This window comes from Frigoribacterium sp. 9N, assembly GCF_902506305.1.
Taxonomy (GTDB): domain Bacteria; phylum Actinomycetota; class Actinomycetes; order Actinomycetales; family Microbacteriaceae; genus Frigoribacterium.
The window spans coordinates 1840418-1857865 of record NZ_LR733392.1; the positions used below are offsets into that span (position 1 = coordinate 1840418).

The window sequence follows — 17448 nt, forward strand, 5'->3', positions numbered from 1 at the left end:
CGGGCCTCACGACGTTCTCGTCGACGTCGACGCTCGGCATCGTCAGGGTGTTGGGTCGATGGATGGTCGCCGCCTCACCTGTCCTGACCGTCGACGCGTTCCCCGTCGGGTTCACGTTCCTCTCGTGGACCTTCATCGCCATCGGTGTCGTCTGCGCGGTCGGTGTCGCGGCCGACGTGGCCCGCCGCCCACAGCCGATGGCCGTGATGAACGTGGTGTGGCCCGTGACGATGCTGTTCGGCGGGCTCGCGTGGCTGCTGTTCTACCGTCGGACCGCGCGCGCCGCCCTGCGAGGACTGAGCCAGGACGAGCGCGGGAGTTCGATGGCGGTCTCCGTCGCCACGGGTACCAGCCATTGCGGCGCGGGTTGCGCGATCGGCGACCTCGTCGCAGAGTTCGCCCTCGTCGCCTTCCCCGTCATCGGCGTCGTCGTCGGCCGGGGCACCCTGTACGACGACGAGATCTTCGCCGGCTGGATCATCGACTTCGTCCTCGCCTTCGCTCTCGGGATCGTGTTCCAGTACTTCTCCATCGCCCCGATGCGCGGCCTCGGCCTCCGAGCCGGCATCGTGGCCGCCCTCAAGGCCGACGCCCTGTCGATCTCGGCGTGGCAGGTCGGAATGTACGGGATCATGGCGCTGGCCCAGTTCCTCGTCCTGCCCTCACTCTTCGGCGGGCGCGCGGACGTCGTCAGTCCGGAATTCTGGTTCGTCATGCAGATCGCCATGCTCGCCGGGTTCGCGACCTCCTATCCCGTCAACTGGCTCCTCATCAGGTCGGGCGTGAAAGAAGCGATGTGATCCGATGCAGACCTCGACGCCGCACACGAAGGCTCGGCCCGGGGGCTGGCGCCCGCGCTCGTTCCGTCGCACACTGGTGCCCAGCGAACGAGAGGACTCGTCATGAGCGACACCGTGGTCGATCAGTACATCGCGGGGTTCCCGCCCGAGAGACGCGAAGCGCTCGAACGGGTGAGGCGGGCCATCCACGCCGGGTGCACCGGCGGCGTCGAGAGCCTGCGGTACGGCATGCCGGCCATCCGCTTCGAGGACGGGCAGACGCTCTACTTCGCGGCCTGGACGCGCCACCTCGGCATCTACCCCGTGCCCCGGTTCGACGAAGCCCTCGAAGGCGACGTCTCCCCTCACCGACGCGCCAAGGACACCGTCGCCTTCGGCTGGGGCCGCCCCGTCCCCGACCAGCTGGTCGAGCGGATCAGCCGCGCGATCGCGTGCGGCGCGGCGACGATCGTGGACGCCCCTCCCCCGGCGTTCGCCGTCACCCGCTGACGGGTCCCCCGCACCCCGCCGACGGGCCCCCGCACTCCGCCGACGATCCGGACGAGTGGTCGCCGATCGTCCTCCGCCACGATGGCGGGCACGATCCGCGGCCGCTCGTCCGCTGCGTCCGGGCCCGTACCCCGAACGCGCCGCGTCGGCGGAGGCGGCCCGGCGTAGCGTCCAGGGCACCCCCGAACCAGAGAGGACCCCGCATGACCCGCGACCAGTACACCTTCTCCGACCCGCGCACGCTCTACCCCACGATCAGCCCCGAGGTGCAGCACCAGGACGAGCCCGGCTTGCAGTCGCAGATGACGCCCGTCCCCGACCTCGGCGAGGAGACCTACCGCGGCACGGGACGCCTGCAGGGGCGCAAGGCCCTCATCACGGGTGCCGACTCGGGCATCGGCGCCGCCGTCGCGATCGCCTACGCCCGCGAGGGTGCCGACGTCGCCCTGAACTACCTGCCGAGCGAACAGTCCGACGCCGACCACGTCATCGCGCTCGTCGAGGCCGCGGGGCAGAAGGCCGTGGCCCTCCCCGGGGACCTGACCAGCGCCTCCTTCTGTCGCGAACTGGTGCAGAAGGCGGTCGACGGACTCGGCGGCCTCGACGCCGTCGTCAACGTCGCCGGCAAGCAGGTCTGGCACGAGGACATCGCCGACATCACCGACGAGCAGTTCGACCTGACCTTCCGCACCAACGTCTACGCCCCGTTCTGGATCGTCAAGGCCGCCGTGCCGCACCTCGCCCCCGGCTCGACGATCATCAACACCGCCTCGGCCGAGGCCCACACGCCCGCGCCCGACCGCCTCGACTACGCCGCCACCAAGGGTGCGGTCAACAACCTGTCGAAGGGCATGGCGCAGCAGCTCATCACGAAGGGCATCCGCGTCAACGTCGTCGCGCCCGGCCCGACCTGGACCGTGCTGCAGGTGACCGACGGCGTCGACCCCGAGTCGCTGCCCGAGTTCGGCTCGAGCGAGGCCCCGCTCGGTCGCGCCGGCCAGCCCGCCGAGCAGGCACCGGCCTACGTGTTCCTCGCCTCGGCCGAGTCGAGCTTCGTCTCGGGCGAGACGCTCAACGTCAACGGCGGCATGGTCTCGCCGTAGCCCGACCGACGACGGAACCGAGGAGGCGCGGGTCGGCTTGACCGCGCCTCCTCGGCTCCTCGGGTCAGCGGCCCCGGCGGCTCAGGCGGGCAGCGCCGCCGCGAGGTAGGGCGCGGTGCGACTACCGGTCGCCCCGGCCACCCGTTCGGGAGTCCCGACGGCGAGCACGCGCCCACCGGCGTCCCCTCCGCCGGGGCCCAGGTCGATGACGTGGTCGGACGCCGCCACGACGCCCATGTGGTGCTCCACCACGACGACCGTGTTGCCCGCGTCGACGAGCAGCTGCAACTGGGTGACGAGCAGCTCGACGTCGGCGGGGTGCAGGCCCGTCGTGGGCTCGTCGAGCAGGTAGAGCGTGTGGCCCGGGCGTGCCCGCTGCAGTTCGGTCGCGAGCTTGATGCGCTGCGCCTCGCCACCCGAGAGTTCGGTGGCCGGCTGACCGAGTCGCAGGTAGCCGAGCCCGACCTGCCGCAACGTCTCGAGGGCCCGGGAGGCGCTGGTCACCTCGGCGAGGAACGTCGCCGCCTCGTCGACCGTCATCGCGAGCACGTCCGCCACGGTCGCGCCGTGCCAGGTGACCTCGAGCGTCTCGGCGTTGTAGCGGGCTCCGTGGCACTCGGGGCACGGCGAGTAGCTGCCGGGCAGGAAGAGCAGCTCGACCGAGACGAAGCCCTCGCCCTGGCAGACCTCGCAGCGACCCCCGGCGACGTTGAACGAGAAGCGCCCCGCGCCGTAGCCCCGGTCCCGCGCCTCGTCGGTCGCGGCGAAGGCCTGGCGCACGGCGTCGAACAGGCCCGTGTACGTCGCCAGGTTCGACCGCGGAGTCCGGCCGATCGGCTTCTGGTCGACCTGCACGACGCGGTCGACCCGCTCGTGGCTCGTCGCCGTCTCGGCCAGCACGCCGCCGACCAGCGTCGACTTGCCCGAGCCCGACACCCCCGTGACCGCGGTCAGGACGCCCAGCGGCAGGTCGACGTCGACGCCGTCGAGGTTGTGCCGGGTGACGCCACGCAGTTCCAGGGTGGCGGTCGGTTCGCGGCGGACGGGCGACCCGCCCTGGGCGCGACCGTCGACGGAGGGGTCGAGGAACCGCCTCGTGACGGAGTCGGCGACCCCGGCGAGCCCGGCGACGGGCCCGCTGTAGAGCACCGCGCCTCCTTGACTGCCCGCCCCCGGGCCGACGTCGACGACCCAGTCGGCGCGACGCACGATGCTCATGTCGTGCTCGACGACGAACACCGAGTTGCCGCTCGCCCGCAGCCGCTCGAGCACCTCGACGAGGGACTCGGCGTCGGCGGGGTGCAGGCCGGCGCTCGGCTCGTCGAGCACGTAGACGACGCCGAACAGGCCCGAGCGCAGCTGCGTCGCGATGCGGAGCCGCTGCATCTCGCCCGGCGACAGGGTCGGCGTCGCACGGCCGAGGCTGAGGTAGCCCAGCCCGAGGTCGGCGAGCACGGTCGTCCGGGCCAGCAGGTCGGAGGCGATGCGGACGGCGACCTCGGTGACCTCGCCCGACGACGCGTTCGACACCGCCGCCGACGCACTCGTCAGGGTCGCCGTCGGCCGCAGGACGTCGCCCAGCTCGGCGATCGGCAGGGCGTTGAGCTCGGCGATCGTCCGGCCGGCGAAGGTCACGGCGAGCGCCGCCCGGGTCAGGCCGCTGCCACCGCAGAGCGAGCAGGGACCGCTCTCGACGTACTGCAGGACCTTGGTCCGCTGGGTCTCGCTCTGCGAGTCGGCGAGGGTGTGCAGGACGAAGGCGCGGGCGCTCCAGAAGCGGCCCTTGTACGGCTTGGCGACGCGGTCGCGCTGGGGGGTCACCTCGACCACGGGCTGCTCCTCGGTGTAGAGCAGCCAGTCGCGATCGGCCTGCGGCAGGTCACGCCAGGGGCGGTCGATGTCGTAGCCGAGCACGCCCGTGACGTCGCGGAGGTTCTTGCCCTGCCAGGCTCCCGGCCAGGCGGTGATCGCGCCGTCGCGGATGCTCAGGTCGGGGTCGTGGACGGCGGACGCCTCGGTCACCTCGTGCGCGATGCCGAGCCCGTGGCAGCGCGGGCAGGCCCCCGCGACGGTGTTCGGAGAGAACGAGTCGGACTCGAGCCGGTCGGCCCCCGCGGGGTAGCTGCCGGCCCGCGAGTAGAGCATCCGCATCGAGTTCGACAGGGTGGTCAGGGTGCCGACGGTCGACCGCGAGCTCGGGGCGCCGCGGCGCTGCTGCAGGGCGACCGCCGGGGGCAGGCCGGTGATCTCGTCGACGTGCGGGGCGCCGCCCTGGGCGATCAGCCGCCGCGCGTAGGGGGCGACGGACTCGAAGAAGCGGCGCTGCGCCTCGGCGAAGATCGTGCCGAAGGCCAGCGACGACTTGCCCGAGCCCGAGACGCCCGTGAACGCGACGATGCTGTCGCGCGGGACGTCGACGTCGACCGCGCGCAGGTTGTTCTCGCGAGCGCCCCGGACGCGGACGAATCCGCGGGCGTGGACGTCCGCGGGTGTGTCGGCGGGGGCGTCGGGCAGGTCGGGCACGTCGGGAGGGGCGGTGTCGGGCATCCGGTCGATGCTACGGGTGTCCGCCGGAGTCGGCCCGGGTGCCGGTGGCCCGGCGGGGTGCCGGTGCGGCGTCGGCGGGGTGTCGGCGGGCTGCCGGGCTGCCGGGCTGCCGGGCTGCCGGGCTGCCGGGCCCGAGTGTCGGTGGCCCGTCGTACCGTGTGCGCGTGCCCGAGCCGATCGCCGCCTGGTGGGCGCGACGCCGGTCGTCGCGCGGCCTCGCCGTGCCCTACCCCGTGGGCAGCTACCGCGAGGCGTGGGCGTCGTACCCGGTGCTCGTGCGGCAGTACCGTCCCGAACACAACGGTGGCATCGTGCTCAGCCAGATCCCGCCCGCGGCCGACGTGTGGCTGTGCTGGCTCTGCGACGCGGGCCACGTCTTCGTCGCCACCCCCGACGAACAGCGGCACCGGCCCGGGCGCGAGCGCCGGCGGTCGTCGTGGTGCCCCGAGTGCAGCGAGCTCGCCGCTCCGCGCGCCCTGCCGATGAGACCGCCGATGGCACCCGCGGCGGCGGTCCGCGCACAGGCCGAGGGCATGCCGGCGCAGGGCGCGAGCGCACCGGGCCAGGCCCGGCCGGCACCGGGCGATGCCGGGACGGCGTCCGGCCAGGCCTGGGTGGCCCAGACCGCAGGAGGCGCGGTATCGGCGGCCCCGTCACCCCCGCCCCGGCGTCGCCGCGGCTCGAGCACGGGTCTGCCGTCGACGACGCCGCGCGCGGAGGCGAGCCGCAGTCCCGAGCCCTCCCGCGCCTCCCCCACCTCGCCGCTGGTCAACGACATCCGCACCGAGCGTGCCTCCTCGTCCACCGGCGCCTCCCGCACCGAGCGCGCCTCCCGGCCGGCCCGCGCCCCTCGGCCGACCCGCGCCTCCCGGCCGGTGTGCGACAAGACGCCGGCCCTGCCGACCGGTACGCCTTTCGTCAGCGCGTGTGCCCCGAAGCCGGCGTCGGCGGTCGAGGCCGAGCTGCGAGCCGGACTGACGGCCCGGCTCGAGTTCGAGCCCGGTCTGAACGCGGTGCGGGTCGGGCGTCCGTTCTTCGACCACGTCGAGGTGTGGCCCGACATCGTGCTGAGCGAGCTGCGGGTCGCGATCGAGTACGACTCGACCGGGCGGCACGGGCTCGAGCACGTCGGGCACCGCGAGACCGCCGACCGCCGCAAGGACGCCGCGCTGCGGGCCGCCGGCTGGGAGGTCGTACGGCTCCGGACCGGAAAGCTGCCCCGGCTCGGCCCCCACGACCTGCAACTCTCGGGGCTGACGCGGCAGACGGTGCCCCTGCTGCTCGACGAGCTGCGTGCCATCCGCGGCCCGCTGCTCGTCGACGCCTACCTGCGCCGCTGAGTACGGCGCGCCCCCGGGCGGCAGGGCCGGGCGGGCGGGCGGGACCACGACACGGCACCGCGTTTCGTGCACGGCACTCGATCTCGTCGCGGTGCGCTGCACGAAACACGGTGCGACGTTCAGAACCTGGTGTGGTGCGACCCCGGGCGAACCTGCGGCCGAGCCAGCCGCGCCAGCCAGGCCAGGCGGGCCAGGCGGGCCAGCCAGGCCAGGCGGACCAGGCGGGCTCAGCCGCGCAGGGCCAGCGCCTCGCTGCGCCAGCGGGCGTAGCGCTGCCACGGGTCGTCGATGCCCTCGGCGAGCGCCGCCACGTGGACGTCGAGCTCGGCACTCCGGGCAAACCATTCGGTGCGACCGAACCGGGACGCCGCGAACTGGCCGTGCCGTCGCCGTTCGACCAGGCGGTCGCCGCGCTCGAAGGCCAGGAGTTCGTCGTGCCAGAGCGTCCCCAGCCGCTGTCGGGGGTTCGACGAAGTGCCGATCTTGATGCGGTCCTCGAAGCGGATGTAGTAGACCACGTCGACCCGCACGACCCCGAGCTCGCCGTCGGGCACGTCGCCGTGACGCCACTCGCAAACGGCGCAGAGCCACCCGGACGGCCAGTGCACGCCGAGCCGCGACCCGCAGGCGAGGCAGGGGGACGGCAGCAGGTCGGTCACTCCCTCGCCCGACCCCTCGAGCGAGGCGGCCCAGTCGGTGGCGAGCGCGAGGTGCCGGTCGCAGAGCGGCACGGGGGACGACGGATCGACCGGACGACCGCAGGAGTCGTCGCCGAGCCGCCCCGTGCCTCCTCGGCAGGTGTCGTCGGGTCGGGGCGTCGGGCTGGTCACCCCCGCAGGCTAGGTGCGGCCACCGACACCAGGCGGGCCCGGCTCAGTCGTGCTCGTGGTCGATGCGCAGCCCGAGCGGGTGCGGCCCGAGCAGCAGCCAGACCGCACCGGCACCGAGCGGGAAGAGGACGGCGGCGACCGTCCAGACCGTGCGCTCGAGCTGCGTCGTGTCGGCACGCCGTCGGACGGCACGCACGATGCTGACGACGATCACGAGGTACACGACCGCCACGACGATCGCCACCACCGCCGGACCCCAGTCACCCCATGTGCTCATCCACCCAGCCTAGGGTGCGGCCCCCAGCCCGCCTCAGTGACCGCTGAGCCGCGCCAGCACCTCGTCGTAGCGCCCCTCGGCCTCGGCGTTGCGCAGGAACTTGACCCGCTCGACCAGGATCTCGTGGGCGTCGGGCTGTGCCTCGAGCAGCGCCATGGTCTCGTCGAGGTACTCGTCGAGCGGCATGGCCGACGGGTCGTCCTGCTGGCCGAGCAGGGTGGTCTGCACGGCCGGCGGCACGAGTTCGACGACCTGGACGCTCGTGCCGGCGAGCTGCACGCGGATGCCCTCGCTGAACGAGTGGATCGCCGCCTTGGTCGCGTTGTAGGTCGGCGTGATCGGCAGCGGCACGCTCGCGAGCCCGGACGACACGGTCACGATCGACGCCGCCGGCCGAGACTGCAGGAACGACGTCCACGCGGCGATCAGGCGGATCGGCCCGAGCAGGTTCGTCGTGACGATCGCCTCGGCGGTCGGGAGGAACTCGCCTGTCGTGACGTCCTCGGTCTGCATGATGCCGGCCATCGCGACCACGACGTTGGTCTCGGGCCAGCGGCGTTGCACCTCGGCCGAGACGTCGACGACGGCCTGCGGGTCTGTGGTGTCGAGCTCGACGGCCTCGAGGCCCGGGTGGTCACGGACGATCTCGTCGAGCAGGGCCCGGCGCCGGCCCGCCACGACGACGGTGTTGCCGGCGGCCTGCAGGCGCAGGGCGAGGCCCAGGCCGATGCCGGACGTGGCTCCGGGGATGAACACGGTGTTGCCGCTGATCTTCACGGTTGCTCCTTCGGGTGTGCCGCGCGCGGCGCGGCCGGTGGTCGTCGCCGGGCCGAGGGTCGTCGGGGCGACGACCCCACTCTGACCCGGGGAGGCGCGCGGCGGCAGAGAGCGCTCGTCCAGGGATCGCCACTCCCTGGTCGGCGAGCCACGGGGCTGACAGCATGGGGCGATGGACCGCGCCGAACTCGCCGACTTCCTCCGCCACCGCCGCGAGGCGCTGCGGCCGTCCGACGTCGGGCTGCCCGAGGGCGTGCGTCGGCGAACCGCGGGACTGCGTCGTGAAGAGGTGGCGGGGCTCGTCGGCATGTCGACCGACTACTACGCGCGGCTCGAGCAGCAGCGCGGCCCCCAACCGTCCGAGCAGATGCTGGTCGCGCTCACCCGGGCGCTGCGGCTGAGCCTCGACGAGCGCGATCATCTCTACCGCCTGACCGGTCACCACCCGCCGCGCCGCACACGCGGCGGCGACCACGTCAGTCCCGCCCTGCTGCGGGTGCTCGACCGTCTGGACGACACCCCCGCGCTCGTCCTCAGCGACCTGGCCGAGACGCTCGCGCAGAACCGGCTCGCGGTCGCCCTGCTCGGCGACCAGATGAGGCACGAGGGTCTCGACCGCAGCGCGTTCCACCGGTGGTTCACCGACCCGGCCGAGCGCGCCTCCTACCCTGTCGAGGACCACGCGCACCAGCTCGAGCTGCAGGCGTCCGGGCTGCGGGCGGCGCTCAGCCTGGCGGGCGGCCGCGGGCGACCGCGCGAACTGGTGGAGGCGCTGCTCGCCTCGAGCGACGAGTTCGCGACGATCTGGAGCCGTCACGCGGTCCACCAACGTTTCGACGACCGCAAGACGCTGTTGCATCCCGAGCTCGGCCGCATCGAGGTGGACTGCCAGGCCCTCTTCACCGAGGACCAGTCGCAGACGCTCCTCGTGCTGACGGCGACGCCCGGGTCCGACGACGACGCCAAGCTGCGCTTGCTCGACGTGATCGGCATCGGGCGGTTCGCCGAACACGAGTGAGGGCGAGGGGCGACCGTCAGACACCCGCAGCCGCACACTGGCAGCCGCCCGCACCCGCACCCGCACCCGCGAAGATGGATGCACCCACGACGACGTGACCCCGAGGAGAACGCATGTCCCCGCAGACCCCGAGCACCCCGAGCACCCCGAGCTTCCCCGCTTCGACGGCCGTCCCGTTGCGGGGCGGGCCGGTCCTCCGCTGGGGCGTGATCGGCCCGGGCGAGATCGCCGGCGACTTCACCGACGCCCTGCACGCGCACACCGACCAGCGCGTGGTCGCCGTGGCCTCGCGCAGCCTCGACCGGGCCGAGGCGTTCGCCCGCGCCCATGGCGTCGACACCGCCCACGGGGACGCGGAGGCGCTGGTCGCATCCCCCGACGTCGACGTCGTCTACGTGGCCACGCCCCACACCCGGCACCTGCCCGACGCCCTGACCGCGATCCGTGGCGGGAAGCACGTCCTGATCGAGAAGCCGATGGCGACCAGCACCGCCGAAGCCGACGAGATCGTGGCCGCGGCGAGCGCCGCGGGGGTCCTCGCGATGGAAGCGCTGTGGACGCGCTACCTGCCGCACACCACCGTCATCGCCGAACTGCTCGCCGAGGGGGCGATCGGAGACGTGCGACTGGCGACCGCCGACGTCGCCTGGGCGAACGACCTCTCGGCCGGCGGACGCATGACGGACCCGGCCCTCGGCGGCGGCGCCCTGCTCGACATCGGCGTCTACGCCTTCTGGTTCACCCAGTTCGCCACCGGTCACCCCGTCGAGTGGCACGCCACCGGCTCGACCCGGGCCGACGGCGTCGACCTAGACGCGGCCGTCGTCACCCGCACGGCCGACGGGGTGCTGGCCACCGCGGCGACCAGCCTGCTCACGACCTCGCCCGGACTCGGCACGATCTCGGGCACGACCGGCTCGATCCGCACCCTGCAGAACCTGGTCTTCCCCGCGACGTTCGAGCTGACCACGGGCCGCGGTTCGGCCGTCTGGAACGACCCGACCGTCCCGACCGGCCGCCAGGGCCTGGCCTACCAGGCGACGGCCCTGGCGTCCTACGTCGATGCCGGGCTGCGCGACTCGCCTCTGCACTCGCTGGCCGACTCGAGGTCGCTGCTCGCGACGATCGAGGCGACCCGCGCGTCCTTGACCGTCGTCTGACCCCGCCGAGACATCACGACTCGCGGCTCACGTCCCGAGGTGAGCGGCACGTCGTGACATCTCGACGGACGAGAGCAGGAGGCGCGAGTCGACACGGCCGGGAGGCGCGGCTCAACTCGCGACCGGGGGCACCGACGCGACGGCGATGTCGTGGCCGTCCGCGGCACGGATCTCGACGGACGCCACGTCGGGCCGCAGCACGGCGGCGTTCAACCGACAGTCGACGCGCACGTCCGACCCGAGGAACGCACCGGACTCGTACTCACGCCCGTCGCCCCCGACCACCACGACCGTGAACGCCGAGCCCGTCGGCAGGCCGTCGATGCTGAGGACGGTCTCGGTGCCCCAGGTGTGGGCGACGAGGTCTCCGTCGAGGTCGACCCCGGCGGGCTGACCGACGAAGTCCACGTGCTCGACGGCGCCGAGGGTGCCGGCCGGGCCGGCCACCACCGTGTCGCGAGGCATCGCGAGCAGGACCCCGCCCCCGGCCCCGATCGCCAGGCATGCGGCGGCGGCGACGGCGATCAGCAGCGGGCGACGGCCCCGGCCCGAGCGGCCGGTGGCGACGTGCGGACCGATGCGCGGGAGCGTCGGGTCGTCCCCCGTCGTGCCGGCGCCGGACAGGATGCCGGCATCGGAGGCGGTGCCGACGTCTGAAGCGGTGCCGACGCCCGAGGCGGTGCCGACGCCCGAGGCGATGCCGGCATCCGTCGCCCGCCCCACGGCCGGGTCGTCTCCGGCCCGTCCGACGGCGTCGACGCGCTCGCGGAGTCCGTCGCTCGGGGCGACCTCGTCCCAACGACCGAAGTCCGACAGCCCTCCGACGACGACGCCGAGCGACGCCAACTCGGCGTCGATCGACGGGTCGGCGGCCCGCAACGCGTCGAACTCGACGCGTTCGCTCGGCGAGAGGTCGTCCGCGAGCGCCGCGGCCGTCAACTCGTCACGACGGGCATCGGAGCCCCCGACACCGTCGGCGCCCCCGCCGTCCCCGGCACCGTCACCGGCCCCCACCCCTGGCGTGCGGTCAGTCATCGGTCGTCTCCTGGTCGTCGAGGTGGGTGCGGAGGGCACGCAGCGCGTGGAACACGCGGGTGCGGAGGGTCGCGACGGGCACGCCCGTGCGCTCGGAGACCTCGCGGTAGCTCAGGCCCTCGAGGTGGACGGCCACGACGGCCGCCCGGTGGTCGTCGCTCAGGCGGGCGAGCCCCTCGGCCATGCCCAGGCGCTCGAGCGGGTCGGCGACGGTCGCCACGGGGTCGGGGGCGTGCTCGAGCGGCACGACCGACGGCGTGCGCGCGCGTGCCCGGTACACGTCGAGCACGACGCGGCGTTCGATCGCGAACAGCCAGGTGCGGACGCTGCCGCGGTCGGCCTCGAACGAGTCGCGGGCGCGCCAGGCCCGCACGAAGGTCTCTTGCACGCAGTCCTCGGCGAGCGCCCGGTCGCGGAGGGCGTTGACGGCGAAACCGAGCAGCGACGAGCCGTGTTCGACGAACGCGGCCCGGACGTCGAGACCGGACGACCCCTCGCTCATCGGGCTCCGATCTGCGACGCGGCCCGGGACGGGCCCCGCGCGACCCATGACGGCGATCATCCGCCTGCCCTCCAGCCTATCCACGCCGTTCGCGGATGCCGACGGGGTCTACGTCCGCTGCGCCTCCGGCGTTCACCGCACCGTCGAGAAAACTTTCTCGGCACCCGGTGAACGCATCGAGGCCCGACGACGTAGGCCCTGTCGAGCGGCACCCGCCCGGGCGCCGCCCCGTCGAGAGGACCCGGAGCATGCCGAAGATGACGCGCACGACCAAGAAGACCGCCATCCGCACCCTGACGATCGGTGGCGCCGCCGCCACCGCCGTCACCCTGTTCGGCGTGACGCCCGCGTTCGCCGAGACCGAGGTGCCCGAGCCCGCGACCTTCACCAGCGCCTACACGGTGATGGCGACGCCCGACCAGGTGATCAACAACGACGGGGTCGCCACACCGGGCGAGGCCGGTGCCACGGGCACGTTCGACTTCCGCGTCAACAGCGACACCGAGGTGATCTGCTACGACATCACCCTGCGCGGCGTCACGGGCGAGTACCAGAGCCCGGCGAAGACCGCGACGCACATCCACGAGGCCGCGAAGGGCCAGGCCGGCCCGCCGCGCATCTCGTTCCCGAACCCGGTCGACCGCGGTGACGGCACGCGCACGAGCAGCGGCTGCCTGCAGGGGCCCTTCACGACCGGCGTCATGAGCGCCGCCGGGGCCGACACGGGCACCGGCTTCAGCCTGAAGCAGCTCGAGGCGAACCCGGCCGGCTTCACGGGCGACTCGCACACGGCCACGTTCGCGGCCGGCGTCGTCCGCGGCCAGCTGACGCAGGTGCCCGTCGGTGGCGTCGACACGGGACTCGGAGGCGCGGCCGCCGAGAGCGCGTCGGCCGGCGGTCTCGGCCTCGCGGCCGGTGGCGCCGGGGCCCTCGCCCTGCTCGGTGCGGGTGCGTACGTCCTGACCCGTCGTCAGCGCGCGGCCGGGGCCTGACGTGCTCCGCTCCCTCCGCCCGGTGGTCGCCGTCGGCGTCGTGCTGGCCCTCGCCGGGTGCGCGTCACCCGGGGTGGTCGCACCGACGGTGACGCCGGCCCCGGGGGCGGGGGCGAGCCCCTCGACGACCGCGGCTCCGTCGGCGACGGGCACCGCACCTCCTGCGGTGGGCGGGGTCGACGGCGGCGGGGTCGACGGCAGCGGCGAGGTGGTCGGCGAGGGCGTCGCTCCGGCGGCCGTCTCGGTGCCGGCCATCGGGCTGGACGCCCCGCTGATCGATCTCGGCATCGCCGACGACGGCGCCATGGAGGTACCCGTGGACGCGGACGACGTCGGGTGGTTCACCGGCGGGGGCCGACCCGGCGGGCGCGGGCCGACCGTGATCGCCGCCCACGTCGACTCGGCGTCGGGCCCCGCGGTCTTCGCCCGCCTCGACGAACTCGTCGTCGGCGACCGGGTCGACGTGACCACGGTCGACGGGGACGTCGTCGGCTACGCCGTCACCGAGGTCGTCGACGCGCCGAAGGCGGAGTTCCCGACCGCCCGGGTCTTCGGGGCGCAGCCGACCGACCAGCTGCGGCTGATCACCTGCGGCGGCGTCTTCGACCGCGGCTCGGGCCACTACGACCTGAACCGGATCGTCTTCGCCGAGCCGGTGGCCTGAGCCCGGCGCCCGGCACCCGGGCACGTCGCGACGCCACGACGTGCCGTGCCGCCTGGTCTACAACACCCCGGGAGGCGCGGCCCGCGTCGGTCGCGCCAGGGTCGCCACGAGGTGCTCGACGAGCGGCACGGTCCACGCGACGTTCGCCGCGATGCCGCGGTTCGGTTCGTCGTCGGGCTGGTGCAGGCGGTGCAGGTCGTTGAAGGTCAGGAACGCGCTGGGCACGCCCGCCCGGTAGAACGACGCGTCGTCGGTGCCGGTCGTCGGCGGGAACCGGGTGACCAGCTCGAGGTCGGGCCGGGTGGCCGCGGCGTGCTCCAGCAGCGCCCCGCGGAACGCCGTCGAGAACGCCTCGGGGGCGCCGAACGCCTCCACGAAAGATCCGCGCCCGAGCCCATCGACGTTGAGCACGTAGTCGATGGCGTCGAGTTCGTCGGACGAGGCGCTGTCGACGAAGTGCCGGGACCCGCCCAGGTGCCACTCCTCGGCGGTGAAGAAGACGAGGCGGACCGACGCGACCGGCGGGGCCGCCGCCCACCGCTCGGCCAGCTGCAGCAGGGCGATCGTGCCACTGCCGTTGTCGTAGGCGCCGACCGTGTTGAAGAACGTGTCGTAGTGCGCGCAGAGCAGCACCGACCCGTCGCCCGTGCCGGGCACGTCGACGACCAGGTTGTCGCTGGTCGCGGCGTCGACCGGGCCGCCGTCGGCCTCGATCTCGACCTCGATGGGCTTGCCGTCGGCGATCCACTCGGTCAGCTGCAGACCGTCGACGCGGCCGATCGCGAGGTGGGCCACGTCGTGGTCCGACCCGGAGGGCAGCGGCTGCGGTGCGGCGGGTCCGTCGTCCCGCGCGTGCAGGTAGGCCACGACGTCGCCGCCGTCCGCCCGCACGACGAACTTCTGCCAGACCATCGAGTCGCCCCAGAGCCCCTGCGGGCCGACGGCCTCGACCGTGCCCCGGCGCGCACCGCCGGTCGATCCGCTCCAGAGCATCGGCCAGGCGGGCAGCTCACGGGCGATCGGCTGCTGCACCGCGACCCGGTGCACGCTGCCCGGCTGCCAGCCGGGCAGCGTCACGGGCTGCCGGGCGACCGGCCACCCGACCGCGGTCAATCGCTGCTCGAGCCAGTCGGCCGCGGCCGCGATCCCTGCGGTGCCGTGGAACCGGGGGCCGTGCTGGACCAGGGCGACGAGGTCGTCGTAGGCGCGTTCCGCGCGCTGCGCCGCGGCCGGGTCGGTGTCGTGGTGGCGGTCGACGACGCGGCCGACGGACCGAGGAGGCGCGGCGCGGCCCCCCGGGCGGCCTGCGCCACCGTCGTGGCGGGCACCCCGAGCAGGTGCTGGGCCACGCGGGCGACGTCGTCCGTCCTCCCCCGGAACCACCAGCTGGCGAACCGGTCGGTGACCGCCTCGGGTCGCGGCCCGAGGACGGGCGTGCCCCGGGCCTCGATCTCGGCGAACCCGCCGAGCCCGCCGTCGTCGTCGTACAGGTGCAGCGAGTCGCCCCGGACCCCCGGGGACGGGTCGGGCTCCTCCGAGTACTCGGCCGACGGGTCGCTGTGGCTGCCACGCACGAACAGCACGGCACGGTCGTCGGCCGGGTCGCCGACCGCGCGCACGTACCCGACGCGTCCGGTGACGTGCGGTGCCGCGAAGCCGATCTTGAAGCGGTCGGCACCGGTCAGCGACACGGCGACGCCGCCGGGCACCTCGGCGAGCAGCTCGCCGACCGGCTCGTAGTAGTCGGTCACCTGGGTGTCGGGCACGGCCGCGACGAACGCCGTGCCGCCCGCCCGCACCTGGTCGAGCATCCACGACTCGGCCTCGTGCGCGCCATCCGAGGTGATGCCGAGCCGCACCTCCGTCACGTAGCCGCCGTACTCGACGGCGTCGACGAGCGGTGCGCCGCCGGGGCCCCCGGCCGACGCCCCGCGCAGGTGTCGCAGCGGGTGGGCCGCCGGCCGCACGACGAGCGTGAGGTCGGCCCGCACGAGCCCGGTCGGCTTCGTGAACGCCTCGAGCTCGGCGACCCGCGACAGCGTCACGCGGTCGCCCGTGCGGCCGAGGTCGTGGCGGCCGGGGTCGAGCGACGGCGGCATCTCGTAGCTGCCCCAGTAGTCGCTGCGGTCGCGGATCATGTAGGCGATCTCGGGCCCGATCCAGACCCGGTCGCCGCCGACGTTCCAGTCGCACGATTCGACCAACGCGCCGAACGCGTCGTCGTCGGTGAACGCGTCGGGCAGCCAGTTCTCGGCCTCGCCCTCGGCGAAGAAGGGGCCGTAGACGCGGCCCCCGTAGGACGAGACGACCACGACGGCGTCGGCTCCGACGACCACCCGTTCGGAGGCGATGCCGGCCGCGGCGAGGCGGGCCTCGACGGCGCGCAGGTCGACCGCGACCGGGTCGACGGCCGGGTCGACGGCCGGGTCGACGGCCGGGTCGACGGCCGGGTCGACGGCCGGGCCGGTCACGCGGCCACCTCGACGAGGGCGCTCGCGTGGAACGCGTCCTCGGCGCGCAGCATGCCGACGAACCAGGCGTCCAGCCGGTCGTCGGTCACGTCGGCGGGCAGCTCGTCGACCAACTGGTGCAAGAAGGCCACCTGGGCGCGGAAGCCGTCGGTGACGTGCAGCTCGATCCACCGTTGCACGTCGTCCGGTCGGGGCACGGCACGCTCGGCCGCCCGCGTGCACCACCGCAGGTAGAGCGTCTCGGCCGCGGCGAGGCTGGTGACGACCCCGGCGTAGCCGCCCTCGGCGAGTGCCGCCGTCACCGCCCCCTCGAGGACGGAGGCGCGGCGCAGCAGGTCGGTCGAGGTCGCGTCGTCGACCGGTCGCGTCGAGAGCAACCGCTCGAAGTACCGGCTCTGCGGACCGACGAGGTCGGCGACGGCCTCGGCGTGACGCTCGGCGCGGGACCACTCCGGCTGCTGCCAGAGGCAGTAGCCCGCGAGGCGGGCCGCCGTCCGGACGAACGCCTGCTCGATCGCGAGGTAGCGACCGAAGGCGGGGTCGTCGAGCGTGCCGTCGGCCATCCGGGCCAGCAGCGGGACCGACGCCGAGGCGTCGAGCTCGGCCGAGCAGCGGGCGACCAGCGCCCCCGCCCGTACCGTGCCGACGCCCTCGGGCCGGGTCGTGCCCGCCACCGTCAGCGGCCGGTCAGCCACGACACGATGCCGTTGAACACCCGGGCGTAGCCGTCCCACTCCTCGCAGAACGCCGGGGGCGCCCAGTGCGGCGAGCAGTCGCTCGTGAAGACCGCCGTGCGCCCCGCGCCTGCCTCGCCGACGACGACGAGCGGGTCGCCGTCGAGGCGGGCGAGCTCGACCGCGCCCGGTTTCACGACGGTGCGGTTGTAGCCGAGCAGCAGCGGCCACTCGGTGCCCGCGCCGCCGAGGGCGGGGTGCTCGGCGTCGAGCACGGTGGCGACGACGCCGGCCGGGCGCTCGACGCGGTCGTCCCCGATCAGCATCTCGACCGGCAGCACGTCGGCGATCTCGGTGCGGGCGTAGCCCGCACGACCCTGCCAGCCCGAGAACGACAGGTAGCCGCCGATCATCAGCAGCGCGCCTCCGGCCTCGACCCAGCGGGCGAGCTCGCGGACGCGGTCCCGACCCGGGATGCTCTTCTCGAAGACGGCGGGCGCGAGCTGCAGCGAGTTGACGCCGATGTCGGACAGCACCACGACGTCGTAGGCGTCCAGCGCCTCCTGCGTCTCGGGGAAGTCGGTGGCGACGAGGTGGGCGGGCAGGTGGACGACCTCGTGGCCGCCGGCCTGCAGGGCCGTGCGCAGCTGCGCGACGCCCTCGGTGTACGAGTGGGCGGTGAACTCGTCGACGCCCTTGGTGTGGGTCGTCGCGGTGATCCAGCTCTCGCCGGCGATGAGGATGCGGGACATGGTGGGGCCTTCCGGTG

At 74.1% G+C, this 17448-nt stretch carries 18 protein-coding genes; 8 read left to right on the top strand and 10 right to left on the bottom strand.

Annotation, left to right across the window (positions count from 1 at the left end; genetic code table 11):
* Positions 1–62 precede the first annotated feature (62 nt).
* The 3 genes from ARTHRO9V_RS11625 to ARTHRO9V_RS11635 all read left to right on the top strand — a co-directional run bounded on the left by ARTHRO9V_RS11625 (position 63) and on the right by ARTHRO9V_RS11635 (position 2392).
* Positions 63–800 carry a DUF4396 domain-containing protein gene (locus ARTHRO9V_RS11625; protein WP_159827323.1) on the top strand — a complete coding sequence of 246 codons (738 nt, stop codon included), beginning with the start codon at positions 63–65 and terminating at the stop codon, positions 798–800.
* Positions 801–902: 102 nt separating this feature from the next.
* Entirely contained in the window at positions 903–1289 is a 387-nt protein-coding gene (locus ARTHRO9V_RS11630) for an iron chaperone (protein WP_056042961.1), read from the top strand.
* Between the two features lie 203 nt (positions 1290–1492).
* A complete protein-coding gene (locus tag ARTHRO9V_RS11635; protein WP_056042968.1) occupies positions 1493–2392 on the top strand; it encodes an SDR family oxidoreductase in 900 nt (299 codons plus the stop codon).
* A gap of 81 nt (positions 2393–2473) precedes the next feature.
* On the opposite strand, the gene ARTHRO9V_RS11640 is transcribed toward ARTHRO9V_RS11635, so the two are convergent.
* Entirely contained in the window at positions 2474–4939 is a 2466-nt protein-coding gene (locus ARTHRO9V_RS11640; RefSeq protein WP_159827326.1) for an excinuclease ABC subunit UvrA, read from the bottom strand.
* Between the two features lie 164 nt (positions 4940–5103).
* On the opposite strand from ARTHRO9V_RS11640, the gene ARTHRO9V_RS11645 reads away from it, so the two are divergent.
* Positions 5104–6279, top strand: coding sequence for a hypothetical protein (locus tag ARTHRO9V_RS11645; RefSeq protein ID WP_159827329.1), 1176 nt, complete (start codon positions 5104–5106; stop codon positions 6277–6279).
* 227 nt (positions 6280–6506) lie between these two features.
* Here the strand turns inward: ARTHRO9V_RS11645 and ARTHRO9V_RS11650 are convergent, their stop codons facing one another.
* The 3 genes from ARTHRO9V_RS11650 to ARTHRO9V_RS11660 are packed head-to-tail and all read right to left on the bottom strand — an operon-like array spanning position 6507 to position 8163.
* A complete protein-coding gene (locus ARTHRO9V_RS11650) occupies positions 6507–7109 on the bottom strand; it encodes a GIY-YIG nuclease family protein (RefSeq protein ID WP_370516197.1) in 603 nt (200 codons plus the stop codon).
* A gap of 43 nt (positions 7110–7152) precedes the next feature.
* The gene (locus tag ARTHRO9V_RS11655; protein ID WP_159827332.1) at positions 7153–7386 is read right to left on the bottom strand and encodes a PLDc N-terminal domain-containing protein; all 234 of its coding nucleotides are present in this window, start codon (positions 7384–7386) and stop codon (positions 7153–7155) included.
* 33 nt (positions 7387–7419) lie between these two features.
* Positions 7420–8163, bottom strand: coding sequence for an SDR family oxidoreductase (locus ARTHRO9V_RS11660; protein WP_159827335.1), 744 nt, complete (start codon positions 8161–8163; stop codon positions 7420–7422).
* A 172-nt stretch (positions 8164–8335) separates the two neighbouring features.
* On the opposite strand from ARTHRO9V_RS11660, the gene ARTHRO9V_RS11665 reads away from it, so the two are divergent.
* Both ARTHRO9V_RS11665 and ARTHRO9V_RS11670 read left to right on the top strand, forming a co-directional pair.
* A complete protein-coding gene (locus ARTHRO9V_RS11665; protein ID WP_056042983.1) occupies positions 8336–9181 on the top strand; it encodes a helix-turn-helix transcriptional regulator in 846 nt (281 codons plus the stop codon).
* Between the two features lie 113 nt (positions 9182–9294).
* On the top strand, positions 9295–10341 hold the full coding sequence (locus ARTHRO9V_RS11670; RefSeq protein WP_159827338.1) for a Gfo/Idh/MocA family protein: 1047 nt from the start codon (positions 9295–9297) through the stop codon (positions 10339–10341).
* A gap of 111 nt (positions 10342–10452) precedes the next feature.
* Here ARTHRO9V_RS11670 and ARTHRO9V_RS11675 read toward each other — a convergent pair whose 3' ends face one another.
* Entirely contained in the window at positions 10453–11376 is a 924-nt protein-coding gene (locus ARTHRO9V_RS11675) for a hypothetical protein (RefSeq protein WP_159827341.1), read from the bottom strand.
* Positions 11369–11878 (bottom strand): RNA polymerase sigma factor, encoded by a 510-nt coding sequence (locus ARTHRO9V_RS11680; RefSeq protein ID WP_236557038.1) that lies wholly within the window; start codon positions 11876–11878, stop codon positions 11369–11371. Before ARTHRO9V_RS11680 ends, ARTHRO9V_RS11675 begins: the two co-directional genes overlap by 8 nt.
* Positions 11879–12126: 248 nt before the next feature.
* Here ARTHRO9V_RS11680 and ARTHRO9V_RS11685 point away from each other — a divergent pair, with 248 nt between their 5' ends.
* Together ARTHRO9V_RS11685 and ARTHRO9V_RS11690 are read left to right on the top strand one after the other, a co-directional pair.
* The gene (locus tag ARTHRO9V_RS11685) at positions 12127–12870 is read left to right on the top strand and encodes a CHRD domain-containing protein (protein WP_236557039.1); all 744 of its coding nucleotides are present in this window, start codon (positions 12127–12129) and stop codon (positions 12868–12870) included.
* A gap of 1 nt (position 12871) precedes the next feature.
* Positions 12872–13534, top strand: a complete 663-nt coding sequence (locus tag ARTHRO9V_RS11690) for a class F sortase (protein ID WP_159827347.1) — start codon at positions 12872–12874, stop codon at positions 13532–13534.
* Between the two features lie 57 nt (positions 13535–13591).
* Here the strand turns inward: ARTHRO9V_RS11690 and ARTHRO9V_RS11695 are convergent, their stop codons facing one another.
* The 4 genes from ARTHRO9V_RS11695 to ARTHRO9V_RS11710 are packed head-to-tail and all read right to left on the bottom strand — an operon-like array spanning position 13592 to position 17431.
* Positions 13592–14647 (bottom strand): M28 family metallopeptidase, encoded by a 1056-nt coding sequence (locus ARTHRO9V_RS11695; protein WP_159827350.1) that lies wholly within the window; start codon positions 14645–14647, stop codon positions 13592–13594.
* A complete protein-coding gene (locus ARTHRO9V_RS11700) occupies positions 14644–16005 on the bottom strand; it encodes a hypothetical protein (RefSeq protein ID WP_159827353.1) in 1362 nt (453 codons plus the stop codon). The genes ARTHRO9V_RS11695 and ARTHRO9V_RS11700 overlap by 4 nt, the downstream gene beginning before the upstream one ends.
* The gene (locus ARTHRO9V_RS11705) at positions 16002–16700 is read right to left on the bottom strand and encodes a TenA family protein (RefSeq protein WP_159827356.1); all 699 of its coding nucleotides are present in this window, start codon (positions 16698–16700) and stop codon (positions 16002–16004) included. The genes ARTHRO9V_RS11700 and ARTHRO9V_RS11705 overlap by 4 nt, the downstream gene beginning before the upstream one ends.
* A complete protein-coding gene (locus tag ARTHRO9V_RS11710; protein ID WP_043593262.1) occupies positions 16682–17431 on the bottom strand; it encodes a glutamine amidotransferase in 750 nt (249 codons plus the stop codon). Before ARTHRO9V_RS11710 ends, ARTHRO9V_RS11705 begins: the two co-directional genes overlap by 19 nt.
* Between the last annotated feature and the right edge of the window lie 17 nt (positions 17432–17448).